This window comes from Streptomyces sp. NRRL S-118 (assembly GCF_000716335.1).
Taxonomy (GTDB): Bacteria; Actinomycetota; Actinomycetes; order Streptomycetales; family Streptomycetaceae; genus Streptomyces.
In genome coordinates, this window is sequence record NZ_KL591004.1 from 45,910 (window position 1) to 67,589 (window position 21,680).

Below are 21,680 nucleotides of genomic sequence, written 5' to 3' on the forward strand. Positions count from 1 at the left end.
TGCTCGCCACCCTGTCAAGGTGGAGGCCGCGGGTTCAAATCCCGTCAGGACCGCATCGATCGAAGCCCGCATCCTCATGGATGCGGGCTTCGCTGTCGTACAGGCGCCCCCTCGGGGGCGCGAGCCGCCCCGCAGGGGCCGGCGCACGGACCGAAAGGCCCGGATCCTCAGGGTCCGGGCCTTTCCGTCGTATTGACGGGCGCACCGGCCGGGGGTACCCAAGCAACTAGGGGAGTGTCCGCAGAGCAGCCTCGTCCGCCCGCCGGGCGGACGGGACCGCGCGGACGCGGCCCGGGGATGCGGGGACCCTTCTGCGGAGGTGGCATGGATGGCGGCGGCAGCCACGGTCAGGCCGGTCAGGCACGAGACGCGCGCCCTGCTGCGCGCCCACCTGGCGGCCGCTTCCGGCTACCGCCACCTCACCCGGCACTGCGTCGTCTGCCATCGCCTCCTGCGGCTCGCCATGGAGCTCCCGGACCTTCCCGACCTCCCCGAGGGGGACGCCGGGAGGCCGGAGGAGCCGCCCCCCAGCGTGTGACGCGAGTCACGAAAACAGTTTTTGAAGGTGCATAACTTAGCCCCTCCCTACAACGGACCAATTTAATATGTGCAATTGCACCGCCATGCAGGGGTGCCGAACGGCTTCCAGGAGGAGCGCCCCGCGGCCCTCCGGCGCCGGCCCGCCAACGCCCCGCACGCCCCTGAGCTGCGCCCCCGGGGCGTCCGCCCGGACATGAAAAGATCGCGCTGGACCCGGCGGAGTCCAGCGCGATCGATGACGAAGGCCCGTTGGGGCGGGCACCCGTCGGTGGAGCTATGGGTGGGCGATCCGGATTGGGGGACCCGGAAATGCCCGTTTCATCGGGGTGTTCAGGCCTCGCTGCGCTGCTGCGGAATGCCCGCAAGCAGTGCGCGGACCTCAGCCTCGCGGTACCGACGGTGTCCACCCAGGGTGCGGATGGACGTGAGCTTGCCCGCCTTCGCCCAGCGGGTCACCGTCTTCGGGTCCACGCGGAACATCGTGGCAACCTCAGCGGGGGTCAGCAGCGGCTCGGCATCAGGGGTGCGAGCGGTCATGAGCGGCCTCCTCGGGAGAACCGAACCTTCTCGGTTCTTTCCTCTAAATTCTGCACCTTGACCCGCGTTGCCCGAAATGGCGGACGCGAGCCGAGTCGGTTATAGGACGAACGGCTTGTCCTCGGCACTACAACTACACCATCTGTCCAGCCACGTTCGGCCAAACCGACGGAATTGCCCTCTCAGGTGTTCATCAGCGGCGGAAGCCGATGGACCATGCCATAACGGACAGTCACGTCACAGTGACGATCAGTCACAGAGCGATCAGGAGCCACCAGACCCCCCATAGCGTGCAATGCTTAGCCTTCCGCCCATAGTTGGACGGAAGGAGCCCCTCCCGGACTCCTTGTCCTATTTTGGCATGAGGTTGGGCGATGGGCGCAAGAGCCCGGTTAGTGCTGTCCGTCACGCTTGGCACAAAGGCCCGGATCGGGACTTGGGGCCCCGCCGTCCGGAAGCGAGATCATCTCAGTTGGCGTACTGGAGGTTCCGCACCGCACGCCACCGCTCCGTGAGCCGCTCGTACGCCGCGCCCGCACCCTCCTCGTCGCCGGCCCGCAGCGCCGCGATCCCCTCCGCCACGTCCGCCGCCGACCGGTCCGCGGCGAGGTCGTCCGCGGACAGGGCGTACACCAGGCCGCCGTAGTCCAGCTCCACGAGCGAGCGCGGGTGGAACTCCTCCAGCCAGCGCCCCACGTCCACCAGACCCTCCGTGAGCGGGCCCTCCTCCAGCGACTCCCGCAGGGCCTTCAGCGCCCGCGCCACCCGCCGCCGCGCCTGCACCATCGGCGTCCGGTAGCGCAGCACCGGCGCCTTGTCGGGGCCCTCGGCCCCGGCGTACTCCCGCTCCTCGTCGATGAAGAGCGCGAACCAGCGCACCGGGACCTGCCACACCGCCGTACGGATCCACGGCCGGGCGTCCGGGTTGGCCTCCCGCCACCGCTCGTGGTCCGCCTCCGCCTGCTCCCGCACCACCGGCGGCAGCGCCGCGTCCAGCACGGCCGGCGGCAGCAGCTCCGGCAGTTCCCGCAGGGCCAGCCAGCCGCGCAGCCGCGTGCGCCACGGGCACACGCACACCACGCCGTCCACCTCCGTGACGAAGGCGTCCCCGCTCTCGTGCACCGGCACCGGCACCGGCGGCGTCCCCACCAGACCCGCCAGCGCCCGGCGCAGCTCGTCCTGCGCGGTCGGGGCGGCCCCGCGGCGCGCGTAGCGGGCCCAGTGGGCGCGCTCGGGCTCCGGGAAGGCCGCCAGCGGCTCGTACACACGCAGGTAGGACGCGTACGGGACCGGGGCCGAGAAATCCGCAGGCATGTCGCAAATCCTTCCACGCCCGTACTCCGGGAGGGGGTGATCCTCGGCACTGTCTCCCGGCTACGCGCAGGTAGGACTTACTCTCATGCCGTCAAGGTCCTCCCCCACCCGCAGGGGGGCCTCACCGCCGCTTCGTACTTGGGAGTCACCACCGTGACCGATGTGACCGACGGCGTCCTGCACACCCTGTTCCAGTCGGAGCAGGGGGGCCACGAACAAGTCGTGCTCTGCCAGGACCGCGCCACCGGCCTGAAGGCCGTCATCGCCATCCACTCGACCGCCCTGGGCCCGGCCCTCGGCGGCACCCGTTTCTACCCGTACGCCTCCGAGGCCGAGGCCGTCGCCGACGCGCTGAACCTCTCCCGGGGGATGTCGTACAAGAACGCCATGGCCGGTCTGGAGCACGGCGGCGGCAAGGCCGTGATCATCGGCGACCCGGAGAAGATCAAGACCGAGCAGCTGCTGCTGGCCTACGGCCGGTTCGTCGCCTCGCTCGGCGGGCGGTACGTGACGGCCTGCGACGTCGGCACGTACGTCGCCGACATGGACGTCGTCGCCCGGGAGTGCCGCTGGACCACCGGCCGCTCGCCCGAGAACGGCGGCGCCGGCGACTCCTCGGTCCTCACCGCGTACGGCGTCTTCCAGGGCATGCGCGCCTCCGCCCAGCACCTGTGGGGCGACCCGACGCTGCGCGGCCGGAAGGTAGGCGTCGCCGGCGTCGGCAAGGTGGGCCACTACCTGGTGGAGCACCTGCTCACCGATGGTGCCGAGGTCGTCATCACGGACGTCCGGGAGGAGTCCGTGCGCCGGATCACCGACAAGTTCCCGCAGGTCACCGTAGTCGCGGACACCGACGCGCTGATCCGCACCGAGGGCCTGGACGTCTACGCGCCGTGCGCCCTCGGCGGTGCGCTGAACGACGACACCGTGCCCGTCCTGACGGCGAAGGTGGTGTGCGGCGCGGCCAACAACCAGCTCGCGCACCCGGGTGTCGAGAAGGACCTCGCCGACCGCGGGATCCTCTACGCGCCGGACTACGTCGTCAACGCGGGCGGGGTCATCCAGGTCGCGGACGAGCTGCACGGCTTTGACTTCGACCGGTGCAAGGCGAAGGCCACCAAGATCTTCGACACCACGCTGGCAATATTCGCACGTGCGAAGGAAGACGGTATTCCGCCGGCTGCCGCGGCCGACCGGATCGCCGAGCAGCGGATGGCCGAGGCCCGTCACCGGTAACCCGGCCCGGCCCCGTGGCCTGACCCGCGGTTGACAGGGGGCGCCCGCCGGCGAGGGGTGAGTCTCGGCCAGAGAGAGAAGACTCACGCCGGTCGGCGGGTCGCCCGGCAAGAAGAGGTTAAAATCGCAGCTGACCAGCGAGGACAGGGCACCTCGTCGGTCCGGCTCCGAGGCACGTCATGCGGGCGGCGTACCGTATGGCGGCGGAAGCAGGTACCGTTGAAGCCCTACGGGCCGGTCTCTCCACGGGGAGTCCGTTCCGAATCATGAACGCGTGTCAAGACTCTGGGGCCGTCGAGCCCCGTCACCGAGGGGGTCGAGCCATGGGGCGCGGCCGGGCCAAGGCCAAGCAGACGAAGGTCGCCCGCCAGCTGAAGTACAACAGCGGTGGGACGGACCTCGCACGCCTGGCCAGCGAGCTGGGCGCTTCGACTTCGAGTCAGCCACCGAACGGTGAGCCGTTCGAGGACGACGACGAGGAAGACGACCCGTACGCCCGCTACGCGGAGTTGTACAACGACGACGAGGACGAGGACGAAGAGTCCGGTCCGTCGTCTCAGCGTCGCGGCGCTTGACGCCTGCACTCTTCCGACCCGGTCCGGGGCCCTGCCCCGGACCGGGTTCTGTGCTGCTCAGGCCCGCACTCAGGCGGCGTAGTCGTTCACCAGCTCGGCACCGGTGGTGTGCTCACCGCGCTCGGTGATCTCACCGGCGACCCAGGCGTCGACCCCGCGGTCGGCCAGGGTGGTCAGCGCCACGTCGACCGATGCGGCGGGGACCACGGCCATCATGCCGACACCCATGTTGAGGGTCTTCTCCAGTTCCAGCCGCTCCACCTGACCCGTCGTGCCGACCAGGTCGAAGACCGCGCCGGGCGCCCAGGTCGAACGGTCCACCGTGGCGTGCAGACCGTCCGGGATCACCCGGGCCAGGTTCGCGGCCAGACCACCGCCGGTGATGTGGCTGAACGCGTGCACCTCGGTCGTGCGGGTGAGGGCGAGGCAGTCCAGGGAGTAGATCTTGGTGGGCTCCAGCAGCTCCTCGCCGAGCGTCCGGCCGAACTCCTCGACGCGCTGGTCCAGGCTCATGCCCGCGCGGTCGAACAGCACGTGGCGGACGAGCGAGTACCCGTTGGAGTGAAGGCCGGAGGACGCCATGGCGATCACCGCGTCACCCGTACGGATGCGATCGGCGCCCAGCAGCCGGTCGGCCTCCACCACGCCCGTACCGGCACCGGCGACGTCGAAGTCGTCCGGGCCCAGCAGGCCGGGGTGCTCGGCGGTCTCGCCGCCGACCAGGGCGCAGCCGGCGAGGACGCAGCCCTCGGCGATGCCCTTGACGATCGCGGCGACCCGCTCGGGGTGGACCTTGCCGACGCAGATGTAGTCGGTCATGAACAGCGGCTCGGCGCCGCAGACGACGATGTCGTCCATGACCATGGCGACCAGGTCGTGGCCGATGGTGTCGTACACGCCCATCTGGCGGGCGATGTCGACCTTGGTGCCGACGCCGTCGGTGGCGGAGGCCAGCAGCGGCCGCTCGTAGCGCTTGAGGGCGGAGGCGTCGAAGAGGCCGGCGAAGCCGCCCAGGCCACCGAGGACCTCGGGGCGCTGCGTCTTCTTCACCCACTCCTTCATCAGCTCGACGGCGCGGTCGCCCGCTTCGATGTCGACGCCCGCGGCTGCGTAGCTGGCACCGGTGGTCTCAGTCTCAGACATGACTGTGAGAGCTTTCGTGTCGTACTGCAGGGATTGCGGGGGTCCTACGGGCGGCGCAGCGCGTCGGCCGCGGCCGTGGCGGCGGGTCCGGCGGCCAGCTCGGTCTCCAGCAGCTGCTTGCCCAGCAGCTCCGGGTCCGGCAGCTCCATCGGGTACTCGCCGTCGAAGCAGGCGCGGCACAGCTTCTGCTTGTCGATGGTCGTGGCCTCGATCATGCCGTCGAGGGAGATGTACGAGAGGGAGTCGGCGCCCAGCGATTTGCCGATCTCCTCGACCGACATGCCGTTGGCGATCAGCTCGGCGCGGGTGGCGAAGTCGATGCCGAAGAAGCACGGCCACTTCACGGGCGGGGAGGAGATCCGGATGTGGACCTCGGCGGCCCCGGCCTCGCGGAGCATCCGGACCAGCGCGCGCTGGGTGTTGCCGCGGACGATCGAGTCGTCCACGACCACCAGGCGCTTGCCCTTGATGACTTCCTTCAGCGGGTTCAGCTTCAGGCGGATGCCCAGCTGGCGAATGGTCTGGGAGGGCTGGATGAAGGTCCGGCCCACGTACGCGTTCTTGACCAGTCCCGCGCCGAACGGGATGCCGCTGGCCTCCGCGTACCCGATCGCGGCGGGGGTGCCGGACTCGGGCGTCGCTATGACCAGGTCGGCCTCGACGGGGGCTTCCTTGGCCAGTTTCCGGCCCATCTCCACGCGGGAGAGGTACACGTTCCGGCCGGCGATGTCGGTGTCGGGGCGCGCCAGGTAGACGTACTCGAAGACACAGCCCTTGGGCTTCGCTTCCGCGAATCGGGAGGTGCGGATGCCGTTCTCGTCGATCGCGATCAGCTCGCCCGGCTCGACCTCGCGGACGTAGGCGGCACCGCAGATGTCGAGGGCGGCGGACTCGGAGGCGACGACCCAGCCGCGCTCCAGGCGGCCGAGGACCAGCGGGCGGATGCCCTGCGGGTCACGGGCGGCGTAGAGCGTGTGCTCGTCCATGAAGACGAGGGAGAAGGCGCCCCGGACCTCGGGGAGCACCTTGGCGGCGGCTTCCTCGATGGTCAGCGGCTTGCCGTCGTCGTCGACCTGGCCCGCGAGGAGCGCGGTGACGAGGTCGGTGTCGTTGGTGGCCGCCACCTGCGTGGCGCGGCCGTCCTTCTTGGGGAGGTCGGCGACCATCTCGGCGAGCTGGGCCGTGTTGACCAGGTTGCCGTTGTGGCCGAGCGCGATGGAGCCGTGGGCGGTGGCCCGGAAGGTCGGCTGCGCGTTCTCCCACACGGAGGCGCCGGTGGTCGAGTAGCGGGCGTGTCCGACCGCGATGTGACCCTGGAGGGAACCGAGCGAAGTCTCGTCGAAGACCTGGGAAACCAGGCCCATGTCCTTGAAGACGAGGATCTGGGAGCCGTTGCTGACCGCGATTCCCGCGGATTCCTGACCCCGATGCTGGAGGGCGTAGAGCCCGAAGTACGTGAGCTTTGCGACCTCTTCACCCGGAGCCCAGACACCGAAGACGCCGCAAGCGTCCTGGGGGCCCTTCTCGCCGGGAAGCAGATCGTGATTGAGTCGACCGTCACCACGTGGCACGCCATCGAGTGTAGGCGAGGTCGACCACTGGTCCGAATTGGCTACGGACCGCCGGGCGGCCGTGGACGGGTCCCACGTCCTCGGCCGCCCCGCTGACAGGGGGCTTTGTCGCACGGCGAGGTGTACGGGGTGTGACGGACCTCGCAGTGGCCCCCGGGGTCACTTGTCGGTCGCGGCCCCGGCCCCGGGGGCTTTCCCCTCGTCGGAGGCGGTGGCCGCGAAGCCCGCGCCGTCCGCGCCGGTCAGGGTGAGACTACGGTCCGTGATCTTGTAGGTGGTCCTGCCCTTCATCGCCTTGAGCAGGGCGCGCTCCACGTCCATCCCGGGGCCGGGGCACAGCTTGCGGGTGGAGGCGACCGGCCCGAAGGTGATCGCCGGGCCCTCGGTGACGGCCTTGGCGCTGAAGCTGTTGCAGCCGAGGTTGCCGCGGGCCGTACCGTCCTTGCCGAAGACGATGTACGCCTTGCCCTGCGCCGCGGCGGGCAGCGACGAGGCCGTCCGGTCCGAGGTGAGCGACTCGACCGTCCACTTCGTGCCCGTCAGGGGCGCGGCCGGCTGCTCGGTGAGCCGTACGGAGTCGCCGTCGGCGGTCGTGAGCGTGAGCGTGCCGTCCTCGAGCTCGGCCGTGACCTTGCCGTTCAGGGCCTTCTTCAGGGCGTTCTCGAAGCTCTGGACCGGCTTCTCGCAGGCCATCTCGGTCGTCACGGCCTGCCCGAAGGTGATGGTGTCGCCCTCGATGGCCGTGTCGGCGCCGAAGTGGTTGCAGCCGAGGTTGCCCCCGGCCCGCCCCTTGCTGTTGATGGACACGTGGGCGTCGGCCGGCGCCGCGGTCTTCTTGCCGTCGACGGTGACGCTCTCCACGCTCCAGCGGACGCCGGCGACCGGCACGTCCGGACGTACGGTGCCGCCGTCGCCCGCGCCGGGCCCCGGGCTGGTGCCGCAGGCGGAGAGGGCGAGGAACGCCACGAGAGCGGCGGACGCGGTCAGGTGGTGCTTGTGCATGGTCGGCATGCCCATGAGACGGATCGTTTCCGGGCTCGGTTCCCGTCCGGGGCACCGGAGCGGACGCCGGGGTGGGCGGAGAGGGTGGCTGCCGCCTGTCAGCCGAGCACGGGCAGCAGGGACGACAGGTCCGCGCGCTCGCCGCCGGCGGAGACCGCGGCCGTGGCGAGCGCGTCCTGCCAGGACGTACGGCCCGTGGCGAGGCGGATCCAGGTCAGCGGGTCCGTCTCCACGACGTTCGGCGGGGTGCCGCGGGTGTGCCTCGGCCCCTCGACGCACTGCACGACCGCGTACGGCGGCACCCGCACCTCCACCGCTCCGCCCGGCGCCTTCACGGCGAGGGCGTCGGCGAGGAGCCGTGTGCAGGCGGCCAGCGCCTGGCGGTCGTACGGGACGGTGAGCCCGGTCGCGTGGTGCAGGTCGTCGGTGTGGACGATCAGTTCGACGGTACGGGTCACCAGGAAGTCCCCGAGGCGGACGCCGCCGAAGCGCGTGGTGATCAGCCGGTCGTCGGAGGCCGACTCCAGGGCGGCGGCCAGTTCCCGCCCGGTCTCCTCGTACAGCGCGGCGAGCGCGGGCAGGTCCTCCGCGGCCGCCTCGGCGATCTCGCGGGTGTCGTGGTCGACGTCCCCGGCGTACTTCCGGGTGGCGAGCGGCCAGTCGAGCAGTTCCAGGTCGCGGGAGGCCGGCTCGGGGGCGGCCACGCCGCGGATGACGGAGCGCAACGCCATGGTGATGTGGGCCGCCAGTTCCCGGACCGTCCACTCACCGAGCCGCGTCGGCAGCGCCAGTTGCCCGGGCGTCAGGGTCAGGACCGCCTCCCGCGCGTGCCCGAACTGGGCGAGCACGGCGGCGCGGGTCTTCGCGGGGTCGTACTTCCGGGTGCGCTTCCTGGCCGGTGGCATGGACCGAAGGGTAACCCCCCACCGCATGGCAGGGGGCGGGGTCCGGGAGGACGATGGAAGAGGCGGCAGACGACGGGTACGAAAGGCGGGAAGCGACCATGAGCCAGCACCCGGACAGCGCCCTGGTCCACCAGGCGTACGACGCCTTCGGCAAGGGAGACATGGAGACCCTGGGCTCCCTGATGGTGTCGGACTGCGTCTACCACGCGCCGGGGTCGAGCCGGATCTCCGGCCACTACAAGGGCCGCGACAACGTCCTGGCCCTGTTCGACGAGCTTTTCCGGCTGACCGGAGGCTCCCTGCGCGTCGACCTCCACCACGTCTCCGTGGACGGCCGCGGGCACGCCGTGACCGCCCACAAGTGGTTCGCCGAACGCGGCGACCGCGGCATCGAGATGCGGGGCGGGCTGTTCTTCACGATCGTGGGCGGGAAGATCTCCGACATCGACGAGTGCGTCGAGGACATCGACGAGGCGGACGCCTTCTGGGGCCCGGCCGACTAGGCGGCCTGCGCACCACCGGCCCGTGCGCCGGCCGGTTCCGTGCCGGCCGGTTCCGCCGTGAACGTCTCGCCGCCCGCCGGGACGCCCACGCCGCGCCAGGTGAACGGCACGCCCCGGGCCGTGTCCAGGTCCGGGCCGTCCATCAGCTGGAAGTGCAGGTGCGGCTCGGTGGAGTTGCCCGAGTTGCCGCAGCGGGCGAGCTGCTGCCCCGCGACCACCCGGTCGCCCGTCCGGACGGTCAGGGAGTCCCGCTGGAGGTGCGCGTAGGCCGCGTACGTACCGTCGCCGAGGTCGAGGACGAGGTGGTTGCCGAAGATCCTGGACGGTCCCGCCATGTCCCGCAGCCACGCCTCGAAGAGCATCAGGTAGGCCACGCCGGGCAGTGAGTTACGGCTGAGGTGGTCGCGCTGGCGGTCCGTGGCGTGCACGACCGTCGCGTCGGCGACCGCCAGGAGCGGGGCGCCGAAGGCGGGGAAGTCGCTGCTGCGGCGCATGACGGGCCACAGGGCGCTGAACTCGGGACGCTCGCGGTCCTCCGGATCGGCGATGACGTCGATCGCGTACGTCTGGCCGTAGCCGTGGGTGCCGTGGCTCGGTGTCTTGTCGGCCGGGCTGTTGAGCGCCGACCAGCGGCCGGTGACGGGTGGGCCGATCTCCACCGGCGGGCGGGACGGCAGGGGATCGTTCAGGTGCCGGGCCCCTACGGCGATGGCGATGGCGTACGCCGCCACGATGGGCGGCAGCATCCACCACCACGCGTAGTCGAGGACGGCCCAGCCGTACACCGTGGCCAGGAAGGTCAGTTGCAGCAGCCGGTACAGGACCATGCCGAGCTTGCGTATCGTCATCGTTCCCCCAAGAAGATGGATCAGGGCCGGGCCGTGGCAAGGGCCGCGAGCAGCGGCACCACGCGGCCCGGCGGGACCTCGTAGCGACCGCGGCCCGCGGTGTGGAGCCAGCCGGCACCGGTCAGTTGGCGCAGGTGGTGGTAGATCTGGCCGGTCGTGCCGATCTCCTCCAGCGCGGCCAGCTCGGCGGCGGTGCGCCGGCCACCGACGATCTCGCGCAGGAGCCGCAGGCGGACCGGGTGCCCGAGCGCCGCGAAGGACTCCGCGGCCTCGGTCCAGTCGTCCTCGAGCTGCCGTTCGACGGGGAGGCCGTACTGCCACTCGTACTGCTCACCCGTGGGCAGTCGTACGGCCCCGGTGAACAGGACGCCGCCGTCCGCCGCGCCGGTCGCGGCGAGCCGCGCCTTGAGGCCCTCCAGCGCCCAGAAGTCGCCTTCGCCGACGGGCGGTACGTCCCGCCCGCCGCCCTCCAGCGCCGCCATGCGCCGTTCCAGCTCCGCGACGCGCTCTTCCAGCTCCATGGAGACGATCATACGTAGTTACGTAATATCGTTCAAGCGGGAAAAGACGAAACCCCCGCCCGGACCGCGAGGGTCCGGACGGGGGCGCCGGGAGGTGCGTCAGGCCAGCAGGCCCGGGATGGTCGCCTCGTGGGCCGTGCGCAGCTCGCCCAGCGGGATGCTGAACTCGCCCTGCACGTCGACCTCGTCGCCGTCCACCACACCGATGCGGACCGCGGGCAGGCCGCGCGCGCCGCACATGTCGGTGAAGCGGAGCTCCTCGCTGCGCGGCACGGCCACGACCGCACGGCCGGCCGACTCGCTGAACAGGAAGGTGAAGGCGTCCAGGCCGTCCGGGACGACCAGGCGCGCGCCCTTCCCGCCGCGCAGGCAGGACTCGACGACCGCCTGGACGAGACCGCCGTCCGACAGGTCGTGCGCCGCGTCGATCATGCCGTCGCGGGAGCCGGCGATCAGGATCTCGCCGAGGAGCTTCTCGCGGTCCAGGTCGACCTGCGGCGGCAGACCGCCGAGGTGCCCGTGGACCACCTCGGACCAGGCCGAGCCGCCGAATTCCTCACGCGTGTCGCCGAGCAGGTAGAGGAGCTGGCCCTCTTCCGCGAAGGCGATCGGCGTACGGCGGGTCACGTCGTCGATCACACCGAGGACGGCGACGACCGGCGTCGGGTGGATCGCCACCTCGCCCGTCTGGTTGTACAGCGACACGTTGCCACCGGTGACCGGGGTGCCCAGCTTCTGGCAGCCGTCCGCCAGCCCGCGCGTGGCCTCGGCGAACTGCCACATGACCGCGGGGTCCTCGGGCGAACCGAAGTTCAGGCAGTCGGAGATCGCCAGCGGCCTGGCGCCGGAGGCGGCGACGTTGCGGTACGACTCCGCCAGCGCGAGCTGCGCGCCCGTGTAGGGGTCGAGCTTCGCGTACCGGCCGTTGCCGTCCGTCGCGATGGCCACGCCGAGGTTGGTCTCCTCGTCGATCCGGACCATGCCGGAGTCCTCGGGCTGGGCGAGGACGGTGTTGCCCTGCACGAACCGGTCGTACTGGTCGGTGATCCACGCCTTGGAGGCCTGGTTCGGGTGGGCGACCAGCTTGAGGACCTGCTCGCGCAGCTCGTCGCCGGAGGAGGGCCGGGGCAGCTTGTTCGCGTCGTCGGCCTGGAGCGCGTCCTGCCACTCCGGGCGCTCGAACGGCCGGTGGTAGACCGGGCCCTCGTGCGCGACGGTGCGCGGCGGCACGTCCACGATCTGCTCGCCGTGCCAGAAGATCTCCAGCCGCTCGCCGTCCGTCACCTCACCGATGACGGTGGCGATGACGTCCCACTTCTCGCAGATCTCCATGAAGCGGTCGACGTGCTGCGGCTCGACGATCGCGCACATCCGCTCCTGCGACTCGCTCATGAGGATCTCCTCCGGCGAGAGGGAGGAGTCGCGCAGCGGCACGGTGTCCAGCTCCACGCGCATGCCGCCGGTGCCGGCGGAGGCGAGCTCGCTGGTCGCGCAGGACAGGCCCGCGCCACCGAGGTCCTGGATGCCCGCGACGAGCTTCTCCTTGAAGATCTCAAGGGTGCACTCGATCAGGAGCTTCTCCTGGAACGGGTCGCCGACCTGCACGGCGGGCCGCTTGGTGGGCTTCGTGTCGTCGAAGGTCTCCGAGGCCAGCACGGACACGCCGCCGATGCCGTCGCCACCGGTGCGGGCGCCGTACAGGATGACCTTGTTGCCGGGGCCGGACGCCTTCGCGAGGTGGATGTCCTCGTGCTTCATCACACCGATGCAGCCGGCGTTGACCAGCGGGTTGCCCTGGTAACAGGAGTCGAAGACGACCTCGCCGCCGATGTTGGGCAGGCCCAGGCAGTTGCCGTAGCCGCCGATGCCCGCGACCACGCCCGGCAGCACGCGCTTGGTGTCGGGGTGGTCGGCCGCGCCGAAGCGCAGCGGGTCGACGACCGCGACCGGGCGGGCACCCATGGCGAGGATGTCGCGGACGATGCCGCCGACGCCGGTGGCCGCGCCCTGGTAGGGCTCGATGTAGCTGGGGTGGTTGTGCGACTCGACCTTGAAGGTGACCGCGTACCCCTGGCCGACGTCGACGACGCCGGCGTTCTCGCCGATGCCGACGAGGAGGGCGTCGTTCTCGGGGGCCTTCTCACCGAACTGCTTCAGGTGGACCTTGCTGCTCTTGTACGAGCAGTGCTCGGACCACATGACGGAGTACATGGCGAGCTCGGCGCCGGTCGGGCGGCGGCCCAGGATCTCGCGGATGCGCTCGTACTCGTCCTGCTTCAGGCCCAGCTCGGCCCACGGCTGCTCGACGTCCGGCGTCTCGCCCGCGTGCTTGACGGTGTCGAGAGTCATGCGCTGACCAACTTCTTGAGGATCGAGGTGAAGAAACCGAGGCCGTCGGTGCGGCCCGTACCGACCAGCGGCTCGACGGCGTGCTCGGGGTGCGGCATCAGGCCGACGACGTTGCCGGCGGCGTTGGTGATGCCGGCGATGTCCCGCAGGGAGCCGTTGGGGTTGTAGCCGACGTACCGGAACGCGACCCGGCCCTCGGCCTCCAGCTCGTCGAGCACGCGCTCGTCGGCGACGTACCGCCCGTCCATGTTCTTGAGCGGGACGGAGATCTCCTGGCCCTGCTCGTAGTCGGCGGTCCAGGAGGTGCCGGCGTTCTCCACCCGCAGCTTCTGGTCGCGGCAGATGAAGTGCAGGTGGTCGTTCTGCAGCATCGCGCCGGGGAGCAGATGGGCCTCGGTGAGGATCTGGAAACCGTTGCAGATGCCGAGGACCGGCATGCCGGCCTTCGCCTGCTCGATGATCGTCTCCATCACCGGGGAGAAGCGGGAGATCGCTCCGGCGCGCAGGTAGTCGCCGTAACTGAAGCCGCCCGCGAGAACGACCGCGTCGACCTGCTTGAGGTCCTTGTCGCGGTGCCAGAGCGAAACGGGCTCGGCGCCCGCGAGCCGGGCGGCGCGCAGCGCGTCCCGGTCGTCCAGCGTGCCGGGGAAGGTGACGACTCCGATACGAGCGGTCACGCCTCTTCCACCTTTACGACGAAGTCCTCGATGACGGTGTTGGCGAGGAAGGTTTCGGCCATCTCGTGGATGCGGGCGAGGGCGGCGTCATCGACCGGCCCCTCCACATCGAGCTCGAAGCGCTTTCCCTGACGGACGTCGGCGATCCCCTTGAATCCGAGGCGGGGCAGTGCGCGCTGCACCGCCTGTCCCTGCGGGTCGAGGATCTCCGGCTTGAGCATGACGTCGACTACGACGCGTGCCACTGGCACTCCCGGTGGTGTGTTGCGTGGGCGGTTCCCTCAGCGTACCTGTCTCCTAAATCTACGCGAGTAGACATCTGGAGGTCCCTACAAGTGGCCGCCGGTCGACCACGAAGAACACGCCGGGAACGGCGAGGAAAAGAGCCGGAAAAGAAACGTCCCCGGCATTGCAGCGGACACGCTGATGCAATTGGCTGGGCTTCACAATGTGACGCCTTTCGCTGTACAAAGGAATGCAGAGGAAAGCGACATTGCCTCTCAACAGCCCTAAAATCGGTGTCGCCGCACGTCAGGGTGGCACACCGCGGGAAAGGACCGATATCCGTGGCGCAGCGCGTAGTGGTCACGCTCTTCGACGACATCGACGGAGGGGAAGCGGCGGAAACGGTCATGTTCGGCCTCGACGGTAAGACGTACGAGATCGACCTCAATCCCGCCAACGCAAAGAAACTTCGCAAGGCCCTCGCGCCCTACATGGCGGCCGGGCGCAAGCGCTCCGGCAGTGCCGTCGCGGGCACCGCCGCCAAGCCCCGGGCGTCGCGCGACGCGTACAAGCACACGGCCCTCGAACCCGACCCGGCGGCCGTCCGCGCCTGGGCCCAGTCCAACAAGATGGACGTGCCGGCCCGCGGCCGGATCCCCAAGCGCGTGTACGAGGCCTTCCGCGAGGCGAGCTGAGCGGGCGGGGAGCCGGGCCGGGCGGCACGGCTCCCCCCGGGCCGGCATCGCCGAGTTGCGCTGCACCCCGGGTGATCGGCTAGAGTCTGGATCACGCCGAGGGGCGAGGCCGGAAGGCCCCACCTCACGGAGCGTGCGGGTGTAGTTCAGTAGTAGAACATCCCCCTTCCAGGGGGAAGGCGCAGTGTGCGATTCCTGTCACCCGCTCCGCATCGCTTACCGAGCACTCCGGTGCATCAGGTACAGTGGTGTTCGCACCGCCCGGTGGCCCCTCTCGTGGGAGGCTGACGGTCGGGAGCACTGCGGACGTGGCTCAGTTGGTAGAGCATCACCTTGCCAAGGTGAGGGTCGCGAGTTCGAATCTCGTCGTCCGCTCAGAGTACGAAGGCCCCGGTCATCACGACCGGGGCCTTCGGCGTTCCCCGGGTCCGCTCGCCGGGCTGCCGGTCCCACCCGATGACATTTGTCATCGCGGACCGGTGACAGCGCGCCCTGCCCGCGCGGGCGGGGCGGCGCAAGCCTGGGGACATGACCAGTGATGTGCACGTGATCGAGGCCGAGGACCTCCGGCGCAGTTACACCGGAGGGTTCGAGGCCGTGCGCGGGATCTCCTTCGCCGTGGCCCCCGGCGAGGTGTTCGCCCTGCTCGGCACCAACGGCGCCGGCAAGACCTCCACCGTCGAACTGCTGGAGGGCCTGGCCGCGCCGAGCGGCGGCCGGGTGCGGGTGCTCGGCCACGATCCGTACCGCGAGCGCGGGGTCGTCCGGCCCCGGATCGGCGTGATGCTCCAGGAGGGCGGCTTCCCCTCCGACCTCACGGTCGCCGAGACCGTCCGCATGTGGTCCGGCTGCACCAGCGGGCCCCGGCCGGCCGGCGAGGCCCTGGAGATGGTGGGGCTGACCGCCCGTGCCCGCGTCCGCGTCAAGCAGCTGTCGGGCGGCGAGCGGCGGCGGCTCGACCTGGCGCTGGCCCTGCTCGGACGGCCCGAGGTGCTCTTCCTGGACGAGCCGACCACCGGGCTCGACGCCGAAGGGCGCCGCGACACCTGGGAGTTGGTACGGGCGCTGAGCGAGGACGGCACGACCGTCCTGATGACCACCCATTACCTGGAGGAGGCCGAGGCCCTGGCGGACCGGCTGGCCATCATGCACCGGGGGCGGATCGTGACGGCCGGCACCCCGGCGGAGGTCACCGCCTCCCGGCCCGCCCGCATCCGCTTCGTCCTCCCCGACGGCGTACCCGCGGCGCGGCTGCCGCTGTCGCTGCGGGCCGCCGCCACCGGACGCCGCGTCGAGATACGCACCCACGAACTCCAGGACGCGCTCGGCGAACTCCTGGGGTGGGCACGGGAGTCCGGCGTACGGCTGGAAGGGCTCGACGCCCGCTCGGCCTCGCTCGAAGAGGCCTTCCTCGACATCGCACAGACCGAAACGGCAGGGGTGTGACATGACGGCCAGGGCGGAACGCATGGGCGCGCTGGGGCGCGCCGAACTGACCCTTCTCGTCCGGAACCGCTACGCGCTCTGCGTGGCGCTGCTGATGCCGCTGCTGATGGTCGGCTTCATGCGGACCTCGCTCGACCGGGTCGGGCTGGAGGAGACCGGGATGAGCGTGGTCGAGGCATCACTGACCGGGGGCGTGGTGATGGCCCTGCTGCTCGTCGTGTACCTGAACCTCGTCTCCGCGTACGTAGCGCGCCGTGAGGAGCTGGTGCTCAAGCGGCTGCGCACCGGCGAGGCGTCGGACCCGGAGATCCTGGCCGGGACCGCGCTGCCGGCGGCCGTGCTCGGGCTGGCGCAGTGCGTGCTGATGGTGGTCGCCGGGGTGGCCTTCCTCGGCGTACGGACGCCGGAGCGGCCTGAACTCCTCGTACTGGGCGCCCTGCTGGGTGTGGTGCTGCTGACGGTGCTGGCCGCGGCGACCGCGGCGCTCACGAGGACGGTCGAGAGCGCGCAGATCACCACCATGCCGCTGTTCGTCGTCTCGTCGATCGGTTCCGGGCTCTTCCTGCCGCTGGAGGCGTTCCCCGACGAGATGGCCTCCGTGTGCGAACTGCTGCCGCTCACCGGCGTGATGACGCTCGTCCGGGCCGGCTGGCTGGGTGCCGGGGAGGCGACGGCCGGGGACCTGGCGGGCGCCGCGGTGACCGCGCTGGCCTGGATCCTGATCTCGGTGTTTGCTGTGCGGCGGTGGTTCCGCTGGGAGCCACGGCGCTGAGGGGGACGAGGACATGAAACTGACGGGGTGGTGGAGCCGGCGCAGCAACCCGGAGAAGGTGGAGCTCTACACCCGTTGGTCGTACCACACCTTCGTGGTGATCGAGGTGCTCTACATCGGGCTCGGGGTGCTCGGCGGGTCGCCGAGCCCGCTCGGCGGGTGGCTGTTCCTGCTGGTGTGCGCCCACTCCGTGCTGGGCGGCGTCCTGGCCTCCCGGGCCCTGGACTGGACCGTGGGCCGCCGGGGGCGCCCGCACCGGCTGATGGTGGCGCACGCGGTGGCGTCGTGCGTGCTCGCCGCGGGGGCACTGGCCCTGCGCCGGTCCGGGGCGCTCGGCGACATGGGGACCGCCGCCATCATGGTCACGGGGATGGTCGGCTTCGGAATCGGCGGGCTGGTGCTGGCCCTGGCCAAGGTCCGGCACATGCTCTGGCTGGTCCTCGGCTCGGCGGTCGGCACCGCGCTGATGTGCCTCGCCTTCGGCTTGCCGGTCGAGGAGGTCGTCGGGTTCTCGATCGGGGTGGTGATAGCCGGGCTGCTGCTCGCGTTCACCAGTGGTTTCTCGGGCTGGCTGCTGCGCTCCGTGTGGGAGCTCGACGCCGCGCGGGAGCTCCAGGCGCGGCTCGCGGTCGCGGAGGAGCGGCTGCGCTTCGGGCGCGACCTGCACGACGTCATGGGCCGCAACCTGTCGGTGATCGCGCTGAAGAGCGAGCTGGCGGTGCAGCTGGCGCGGCGGGGGCTGGCCGAGCGGGCGGTGGAGCAGATGGCCGAGGTGCAGCGGCTCGCGCAGGACTCCCAGCGGGAGGTGCGGGAGGTGGTGCGCGGCTACCGGGAGGCGGATCTGCACACCGAGCTGGAAGGCGCGCGCGGGGTCCTGGCCGCGGCCGGGATCGCGTGCAGCGTCACGGCCGGGGACGTCGCCCTGCCCGCTCCCGTGCAGTCGGCGCTCGCGTGGGTGGTGCGGGAGGCCACGACGAATGTGCTGCGGCACGGGGACGCGCGCCGCTGCACGGTGTCGGTGGGCGCGCAGGAAGGACGGGCGGTGCTGGTGGTCGAGAACGACGGGGTCGGGCAGTCCGCGGGAGGGGTCGGCGGCCCGGCGGCCGCCCCTGGGGCACCGGGGTCAGGCGGCACCGGTCTCACCGGGCTGCGGGAGCGGCTCGCCGCACTGGACGGGACGCTGGAGGCCGCGCGCCTGCCCGGCGCCCGGTTCCGGGTGACGGCCCGGGTCCCGCTGGGCGGGCCCGGCACCGGTCCCGGAGCCGAGCCGGCGAGCGCCGGGCCGGACGGTGGGACCGCCGTGATGCGGCGGGCTGCGGGCGCGGCACGGAAACGGGGACGCGTACGCATCAGGCGACGCGTGAGCGATCGGGAACGGGACGAGCGGCCTGCGGACGCCGGGGAACGCGGTGCCGGAGTGGCGGGAGGGGCGTGGTGACACCCGTGCGTGTGCTGCTCGCGGACGACGAGCACCTGATCCGGGGCGCCCTCGCGGCGCTCCTCGGGCTGGAGGGCGACCTGGAGGTGGTGGCCGAAGCGGGGTCCGGGCCCGAGGCGCTCGCCATGGCGCGGGCCCACCGGCCCGATGTGGCGGTGCTGGACCTGCAGATGCCGGGCGCCGACGGTGTGAAGGTCGCCACATCCCTGCGGGCGGAACTGCCCGAGTGCAGGACCATGATCGTGACCAGCCATGGCCGCCCAGGCCACCTGAAGAGGGCGCTCGCGGCCGGTGTGCGGGGCTTCGTGCCGAAGACCGTCAGCGCCCAGCAGCTCGCCGAGATCATCCGTACCGTCCATGCCGGACACCGGTACGTGGACCCGGAGTTGGCGGCGGACGCGATCTCCGCCGGGGACTCGCCGCTGACCGCCCGGGAGGCGGAGGTGCTGGAGCTCGCGGCGGACGGAGCACCGGTCGCGGAGATCGCCGAGCGGGCGTCGCTGTCCCCGGGGACGGTGCGGAACTACCTCTCCTCCGCCGCCTCGAAACTCGGTGCCGAGAACCGTCATACGGCAGTGCGTCTCGCACGCGAGCGAGGTTGGGTATAGTGGTTCCGCGCAACAGCGCATGCGGACGTAGCTCAGTTGGTAGAGCGCAACCTTGCCAAGGTTGAGGTCGCGAGTTCGAGCCTCGTCGTCCGCTCAGAGGAAAGCCCCCGGCCGGTCGGCCGGGGGCTTTCGCGTCGTCACGCCCAGCTCATCCCGGTCAGCCGCTCGTACGCCTCGATGTACTTGGCCCGCGTCGCCTCCACGACCTCCAGCGGCAGCGCCGGGGGCGGCTGCTCGCCGGCGCGGTCCCAGCCGGAGGCCGGGGACGTCAGCCAGTCCCGCACGTACTGCTTGTCGTACGACGGCTGGGCGCGGCCCGGCTCCCAGCTGTCGGCGGGCCAGAAGCGCGAGGAGTCCGGGGTCAGCACCTCGTCCGCGAGGACCAGCCCGTCGCCGCCGTGGCCGAACTCGAACTTGGTGTCGGCGAGGATGATGCCCCGGTCGCGGGCGATGTCGCGGGCGCGGGAGTAGATCGCGAGGGTCGACTGCCGCAGCTGCGCGGCGGTCTCCGCGCCCACCTGGCGGGCGACCTCCTCGTACGACACGTTCTCGTCGTGCTCGCCGACGGCCGCCTTGGTGGCGGGCGTGAAGATCGGGGCGGGCAGCTCGGAGCCGTCGGTGAGGCCCTCGGGGAGCGCGAGACCGCAGACGGTACGGCTCTCGTCGTACTCGGCCAGGCCCGAGCCGGTGAGGTAGCCGCGGGCCACGCACTCGACCGGGATCATGCTCAGCGACCTGCACACCAGCGTGCGGCCGGCCCAGTCGGCCGGGGCGCCGGCGGGCAGGTCGGTGGAGAGCACGTGGTTCGGGATCAGGTCGGCCAGCTGGTCGAACCACCACAGCGACAGCTGCGTGAGGACCCGGCCCTTGTCCGGAATCTCGGTGGGGAGCACCCAGTCGTAGGCGGAGATGCGGTCGCTGGCGACCATGACGAGGTCGCCCGCCTCGTTCTGGTACAGGTCGCGCACCTTGCCGGTGTGCAGGTGCACCAGGCCCGGAACCTCGACTGGCTCGGGCTTTTCGACGAATCCGGACACGGTTCCTCCCCGTGGTTCCGTACAAGGACAGTGCTGATTGTGTCCTATCCCGGGATCCAGTGTGCGCGCAGGTCAGCGCCTCGGCAGGCGCTGGTACGGCCACCGGGGTGGCGCGGTCGGCCGCCGCCGTCGCGCCGGGCCGCCCCGCGCTGCGCCGGGCCGGTCCGTCAGTCCCGTTTGCAGATGCGGTCCAGGAGGTTCGCCGTCGCCCGCTGGACGCGGAGGTCGATGTGGCCCGGGCGGTCGAGGGCGGGGGACCAGGCGAAGGTGCCGGAGGCGAAGACGAGGGCGCCGGAGGCGGCGCGGTAGAGGGAGGTCTCCTGGTGGCGGCGGGCGCCCTCCGCGTCCCGGTAGGGGGAGTGGGCCAGCAGGATGCGGTGCTGGTGCTGCGGGAGGGCCGTGCGGGGGAAGTAGCGGTCGGCCTCGCCGGCGACCATCCCCGGCAGTTCGTCGCCCTCGCCGGCACCGGTGGCGTCCCACAGCCAGTGCTCGGCGTTGCGGACGACCATGGGGTGCGGTTCGGGCACATGGCCCGCGTACTGGATGCCGAGCAGCTGCTGCTCGGCGCGGTCGATCTCGCGCCACAGGGCCGGTTTGCCCGGGCCGCGGCGTTTTCGGCAGGTGAGGAGGCGGTCGGGGACGCCGGAGGGCGAGGGGCCGAGCTCCACCTGCCAGTACATGGTGTTGGCGGAGAGGAAGACGAGCGAGGTGCCCTGGTCGCGGGCGGCCTCGACGGTGCGGCGCATGGGGACGGACCAGTACTCGTCGTGCCCGGGGAAGACCAGGCCCCGGTAACGGGTCGGGTCGATGCGTCCGGCGTGCAGGTCGCGGGCGTCGGCGTAGGCGAGGTCGTAGCCGTACCGCTCGGCCCAGCGGATGAAGTCGTAGGCGTGGCCGACGTGGAGCGGGAGGCCGGCGCCGGCGTACGGGCGGTCGAAGGACACGGTCGTCGCCGCGTCCTCCTCCCCGAGCAGCCGGCCGTCCTCGTCCCAGGCGTGGTAGAGGCTGGCCCCGGTCCGGCCGTCCTCGGGGTACAGGTTGTACGCCTGCCAGGTGATGTCCGGGAGCAGGAGCAGCAGGTCGGCGGGGTGGTGGTCGCGGACCGTGAAGGGGATGTGGGAGCGGTGGCCGTCGAGGGTGGTCAGGACGGCGACGTACGCACCGATCGACCAGTACGAGGGCACCTGGAGGCGCCAGGACAGCCACCAGTGGTGGCACGAGACCGTGCGGTCGGCGGTGAGCGGCGGGGGCTGGACGATGCCGGACAGGCGCGGGCTGGTGGTGATCTTGGCGGCGCCGTCGCCCGCGTAGTGCCCGATGCGATAGATGTCGACCGAGAACTGCTGGGGCGGGTCCACAGTGATGTGGAAGTCGATCGCCTCGCCGGGCGCGACAGCACCGGTGGAGGCGAAGCCCTTGATCTGGCGGCGCACGTCGTCGGCGGAGCGCGGCCCGCCGTGGCCGCCGCGCGCGAGTTCGGGGTCGGCGTACCAGGGGACGACCTGGCCCGTGTCGCCGAAGTACTGCTCGCTGCCGCGCAGCCAGGGCAGCGGCCCCTGACCGAACGGGTCGGTCACGGCGTGGGCGAGCGCTCCCGATTCCCACCGCCGAATCTGTTCCGCCCCCATGCTGCGCCCCTCCCTCGATGCCCCCGTGATGTGTTCAGTGCCGTTCCCCAGCACATCACATACCGCACGCACTCCGTCACCGTTCGTCGTTATTTGGCGGGAACGGAATG

22 protein-coding genes and 3 tRNA genes are annotated in these 21,680 nt (G+C 71.3%); 12 read left to right on the top strand and 13 right to left on the bottom strand.

Annotation, left to right across the window (positions count from 1 at the left end; translation table 11 throughout):
• The first annotated feature begins 328 nt into the window (after window positions 1-328).
• Complete coding sequence (locus IH00_RS37180) at window positions 329-538, top strand: DUF6274 family protein (RefSeq protein ID WP_039946687.1); 210 nt, start codon at window positions 329-331, stop codon at window positions 536-538.
• A gap of 332 nt (window positions 539-870) precedes the next feature.
• Here IH00_RS37180 and bldC read toward each other — a convergent pair whose 3' ends face one another.
• Entirely contained in the window at window positions 871-1,077 is a 207-nt protein-coding gene (gene bldC / locus IH00_RS0109495) for a developmental transcriptional regulator BldC (protein WP_003949541.1), read from the bottom strand.
• Between the two features lie 468 nt (window positions 1,078-1,545).
• Window positions 1,546-2,391, bottom strand: a complete 846-nt coding sequence (locus IH00_RS0109500) for a DUF8083 family protein (RefSeq protein ID WP_031071630.1) — start codon at window positions 2,389-2,391, stop codon at window positions 1,546-1,548.
• A 153-nt stretch (window positions 2,392-2,544) separates the two neighbouring features.
• On the opposite strand from IH00_RS0109500, the gene IH00_RS0109505 reads away from it, so the two are divergent.
• Together IH00_RS0109505 and IH00_RS0109510 are read left to right on the top strand one after the other, a co-directional pair.
• Entirely contained in the window at window positions 2,545-3,627 is a 1,083-nt protein-coding gene (locus tag IH00_RS0109505; RefSeq protein ID WP_031071633.1) for a Leu/Phe/Val dehydrogenase, read from the top strand.
• 323 nt (window positions 3,628-3,950) lie between these two features.
• On the top strand, window positions 3,951-4,202 hold the full coding sequence (locus tag IH00_RS0109510) for a DUF3073 domain-containing protein (protein ID WP_031071635.1): 252 nt from the start codon (window positions 3,951-3,953) through the stop codon (window positions 4,200-4,202).
• A gap of 69 nt (window positions 4,203-4,271) precedes the next feature.
• Here the strand turns inward: IH00_RS0109510 and purM are convergent, their stop codons facing one another.
• From purM to IH00_RS0109530, 4 genes are all read right to left on the bottom strand, one after another.
• Window positions 4,272-5,345 carry a phosphoribosylformylglycinamidine cyclo-ligase gene (purM, locus tag IH00_RS0109515; RefSeq protein ID WP_031071636.1) on the bottom strand — a complete coding sequence of 358 codons (1,074 nt, stop codon included), beginning with the start codon at window positions 5,343-5,345 and terminating at the stop codon, window positions 4,272-4,274.
• A gap of 44 nt (window positions 5,346-5,389) precedes the next feature.
• Window positions 5,390-6,916 carry an amidophosphoribosyltransferase gene (gene purF / locus IH00_RS0109520; RefSeq protein ID WP_031071638.1) on the bottom strand — a complete coding sequence of 509 codons (1,527 nt, stop codon included), beginning with the start codon at window positions 6,914-6,916 and terminating at the stop codon, window positions 5,390-5,392.
• Between the two features lie 159 nt (window positions 6,917-7,075).
• Window positions 7,076-7,933 (bottom strand): META domain-containing protein, encoded by an 858-nt coding sequence (locus IH00_RS0109525; protein WP_107064431.1) that lies wholly within the window; start codon window positions 7,931-7,933, stop codon window positions 7,076-7,078.
• 83 nt (window positions 7,934-8,016) lie between these two features.
• Entirely contained in the window at window positions 8,017-8,823 is an 807-nt protein-coding gene (locus tag IH00_RS0109530; protein WP_031071643.1) for a maleylpyruvate isomerase family mycothiol-dependent enzyme, read from the bottom strand.
• 98 nt (window positions 8,824-8,921) lie between these two features.
• Here IH00_RS0109530 and IH00_RS0109535 point away from each other — a divergent pair, with 98 nt between their 5' ends.
• The gene (locus IH00_RS0109535) at window positions 8,922-9,326 is read left to right on the top strand and encodes a nuclear transport factor 2 family protein (RefSeq protein WP_031071645.1); all 405 of its coding nucleotides are present in this window, start codon (window positions 8,922-8,924) and stop codon (window positions 9,324-9,326) included.
• On the opposite strand, the gene IH00_RS0109540 is transcribed toward IH00_RS0109535, so the two are convergent.
• The 5 genes from IH00_RS0109540 to purS form a co-directional block, all read right to left on the bottom strand.
• A complete protein-coding gene (locus IH00_RS0109540) occupies window positions 9,323-10,174 on the bottom strand; it encodes a M23 family metallopeptidase (protein ID WP_031071647.1) in 852 nt (283 codons plus the stop codon). The genes IH00_RS0109535 and IH00_RS0109540 overlap by 4 nt on opposite strands.
• A gap of 20 nt (window positions 10,175-10,194) precedes the next feature.
• Window positions 10,195-10,695 (bottom strand): ArsR/SmtB family transcription factor, encoded by a 501-nt coding sequence (locus IH00_RS0109545; protein WP_031071649.1) that lies wholly within the window; start codon window positions 10,693-10,695, stop codon window positions 10,195-10,197.
• Window positions 10,696-10,794: 99 nt separating this feature from the next.
• A complete protein-coding gene (gene purL / locus IH00_RS37185) occupies window positions 10,795-13,044 on the bottom strand; it encodes a phosphoribosylformylglycinamidine synthase subunit PurL (RefSeq protein ID WP_039946690.1) in 2,250 nt (749 codons plus the stop codon).
• Entirely contained in the window at window positions 13,041-13,721 is a 681-nt protein-coding gene (purQ, locus tag IH00_RS0109555) for a phosphoribosylformylglycinamidine synthase subunit PurQ (protein WP_031071651.1), read from the bottom strand. The genes purL and purQ overlap by 4 nt, the downstream gene beginning before the upstream one ends.
• Window positions 13,718-13,966 (bottom strand): phosphoribosylformylglycinamidine synthase subunit PurS, encoded by a 249-nt coding sequence (purS, locus tag IH00_RS0109560; protein ID WP_031071653.1) that lies wholly within the window; start codon window positions 13,964-13,966, stop codon window positions 13,718-13,720. The genes purQ and purS overlap by 4 nt, the downstream gene beginning before the upstream one ends.
• 321 nt (window positions 13,967-14,287) lie before the next feature.
• On the opposite strand from purS, the gene IH00_RS0109565 reads away from it, so the two are divergent.
• From IH00_RS0109565 to IH00_RS0109600, 8 genes are all read left to right on the top strand, one after another.
• The gene (locus IH00_RS0109565) at window positions 14,288-14,641 is read left to right on the top strand and encodes a histone-like nucleoid-structuring protein Lsr2 (RefSeq protein ID WP_031071655.1); all 354 of its coding nucleotides are present in this window, start codon (window positions 14,288-14,290) and stop codon (window positions 14,639-14,641) included.
• Between the two features lie 135 nt (window positions 14,642-14,776).
• Window positions 14,777-14,848: transfer RNA gene (locus tag IH00_RS0109570), tRNA-Gly, on the top strand.
• A gap of 95 nt (window positions 14,849-14,943) precedes the next feature.
• Window positions 14,944-15,016 (top strand) — tRNA-Gly (locus IH00_RS0109575).
• Window positions 15,017-15,169: 153 nt separating this feature from the next.
• The gene (locus IH00_RS0109580; protein WP_031071656.1) at window positions 15,170-16,087 is read left to right on the top strand and encodes an ABC transporter ATP-binding protein; all 918 of its coding nucleotides are present in this window, start codon (window positions 15,170-15,172) and stop codon (window positions 16,085-16,087) included.
• Window position 16,088: 1 nt separating this feature from the next.
• Window positions 16,089-16,859, top strand: a complete 771-nt coding sequence (locus IH00_RS0109585) for an ABC transporter permease (protein ID WP_031071658.1) — start codon at window positions 16,089-16,091, stop codon at window positions 16,857-16,859.
• A 13-nt stretch (window positions 16,860-16,872) separates the two neighbouring features.
• A complete protein-coding gene (locus tag IH00_RS0109590; protein WP_063835342.1) occupies window positions 16,873-18,297 on the top strand; it encodes a sensor histidine kinase in 1,425 nt (474 codons plus the stop codon).
• Window positions 18,294-18,905: a response regulator transcription factor gene (locus tag IH00_RS0109595; protein WP_031071663.1), complete on the top strand. Its 612-nt coding sequence runs from the start codon at window positions 18,294-18,296 to the stop codon at window positions 18,903-18,905. Before IH00_RS0109590 ends, IH00_RS0109595 begins: the two co-directional genes overlap by 4 nt.
• A gap of 21 nt (window positions 18,906-18,926) precedes the next feature.
• Window positions 18,927-18,999: transfer RNA gene (locus IH00_RS0109600), tRNA-Gly, on the top strand.
• Between the two features lie 43 nt (window positions 19,000-19,042).
• Here IH00_RS0109600 and IH00_RS0109605 read toward each other — a convergent pair.
• On the bottom strand, window positions 19,043-19,942 hold the full coding sequence (locus IH00_RS0109605; RefSeq protein WP_031071664.1) for a phosphoribosylaminoimidazolesuccinocarboxamide synthase: 900 nt from the start codon (window positions 19,940-19,942) through the stop codon (window positions 19,043-19,045).
• A gap of 167 nt (window positions 19,943-20,109) precedes the next feature.
• Window positions 20,110-21,570, bottom strand: coding sequence for a N,N-dimethylformamidase beta subunit family domain-containing protein (locus IH00_RS0109610; protein ID WP_031071666.1), 1,461 nt, complete (start codon window positions 21,568-21,570; stop codon window positions 20,110-20,112).
• Between the last annotated feature and the right edge of the window lie 110 nt (window positions 21,571-21,680).

What these genes read in the sequence shown, in the direction of transcription:
- IH00_RS0109590 (WP_063835342.1), top strand. Translation starts at nt 16,873, where the DNA reads ATGAAACTGACGGGGTGGTGGAGCCGGCGCAGCAACCCGGAGAAGGTG.
- purL (WP_039946690.1), bottom strand. Translation starts at nt 13,044, where the DNA reads ATGACTCTCGACACCGTCAAGCACGCGGGCGAGACGCCGGACGTCGAG.
- IH00_RS37180 (WP_039946687.1), top strand. Translation starts at nt 329, where the DNA reads ATGGCGGCGGCAGCCACGGTCAGGCCGGTCAGGCACGAGACGCGCGCC.
- IH00_RS0109530 (WP_031071643.1), bottom strand. Translation starts at nt 8,823, where the DNA reads ATGCCACCGGCCAGGAAGCGCACCCGGAAGTACGACCCCGCGAAGACC.
- IH00_RS0109540 (WP_031071647.1), bottom strand. Translation starts at nt 10,174, where the DNA reads ATGACGATACGCAAGCTCGGCATGGTCCTGTACCGGCTGCTGCAACTG.
- IH00_RS0109610 (WP_031071666.1), bottom strand. Translation starts at nt 21,570, where the DNA reads ATGGGGGCGGAACAGATTCGGCGGTGGGAATCGGGAGCGCTCGCCCAC.
- IH00_RS0109585 (WP_031071658.1), top strand. Translation starts at nt 16,089, where the DNA reads ATGACGGCCAGGGCGGAACGCATGGGCGCGCTGGGGCGCGCCGAACTG.
- bldC (WP_003949541.1), bottom strand. Translation starts at nt 1,077, where the DNA reads ATGACCGCTCGCACCCCTGATGCCGAGCCGCTGCTGACCCCCGCTGAG.
- IH00_RS0109500 (WP_031071630.1), bottom strand. Translation starts at nt 2,391, where the DNA reads ATGCCTGCGGATTTCTCGGCCCCGGTCCCGTACGCGTCCTACCTGCGT.
- IH00_RS0109510 (WP_031071635.1), top strand. Translation starts at nt 3,951, where the DNA reads ATGGGGCGCGGCCGGGCCAAGGCCAAGCAGACGAAGGTCGCCCGCCAG.
- IH00_RS0109535 (WP_031071645.1), top strand. Translation starts at nt 8,922, where the DNA reads ATGAGCCAGCACCCGGACAGCGCCCTGGTCCACCAGGCGTACGACGCC.
- IH00_RS0109525 (WP_107064431.1), bottom strand. Translation starts at nt 7,933, where the DNA reads ATGGGCATGCCGACCATGCACAAGCACCACCTGACCGCGTCCGCCGCT.
- purM (WP_031071636.1), bottom strand. Translation starts at nt 5,345, where the DNA reads ATGTCTGAGACTGAGACCACCGGTGCCAGCTACGCAGCCGCGGGCGTC.
- IH00_RS0109580 (WP_031071656.1), top strand. Translation starts at nt 15,170, where the DNA reads ATGACCAGTGATGTGCACGTGATCGAGGCCGAGGACCTCCGGCGCAGT.
- IH00_RS0109545 (WP_031071649.1), bottom strand. Translation starts at nt 10,695, where the DNA reads ATGGAGCTGGAAGAGCGCGTCGCGGAGCTGGAACGGCGCATGGCGGCG.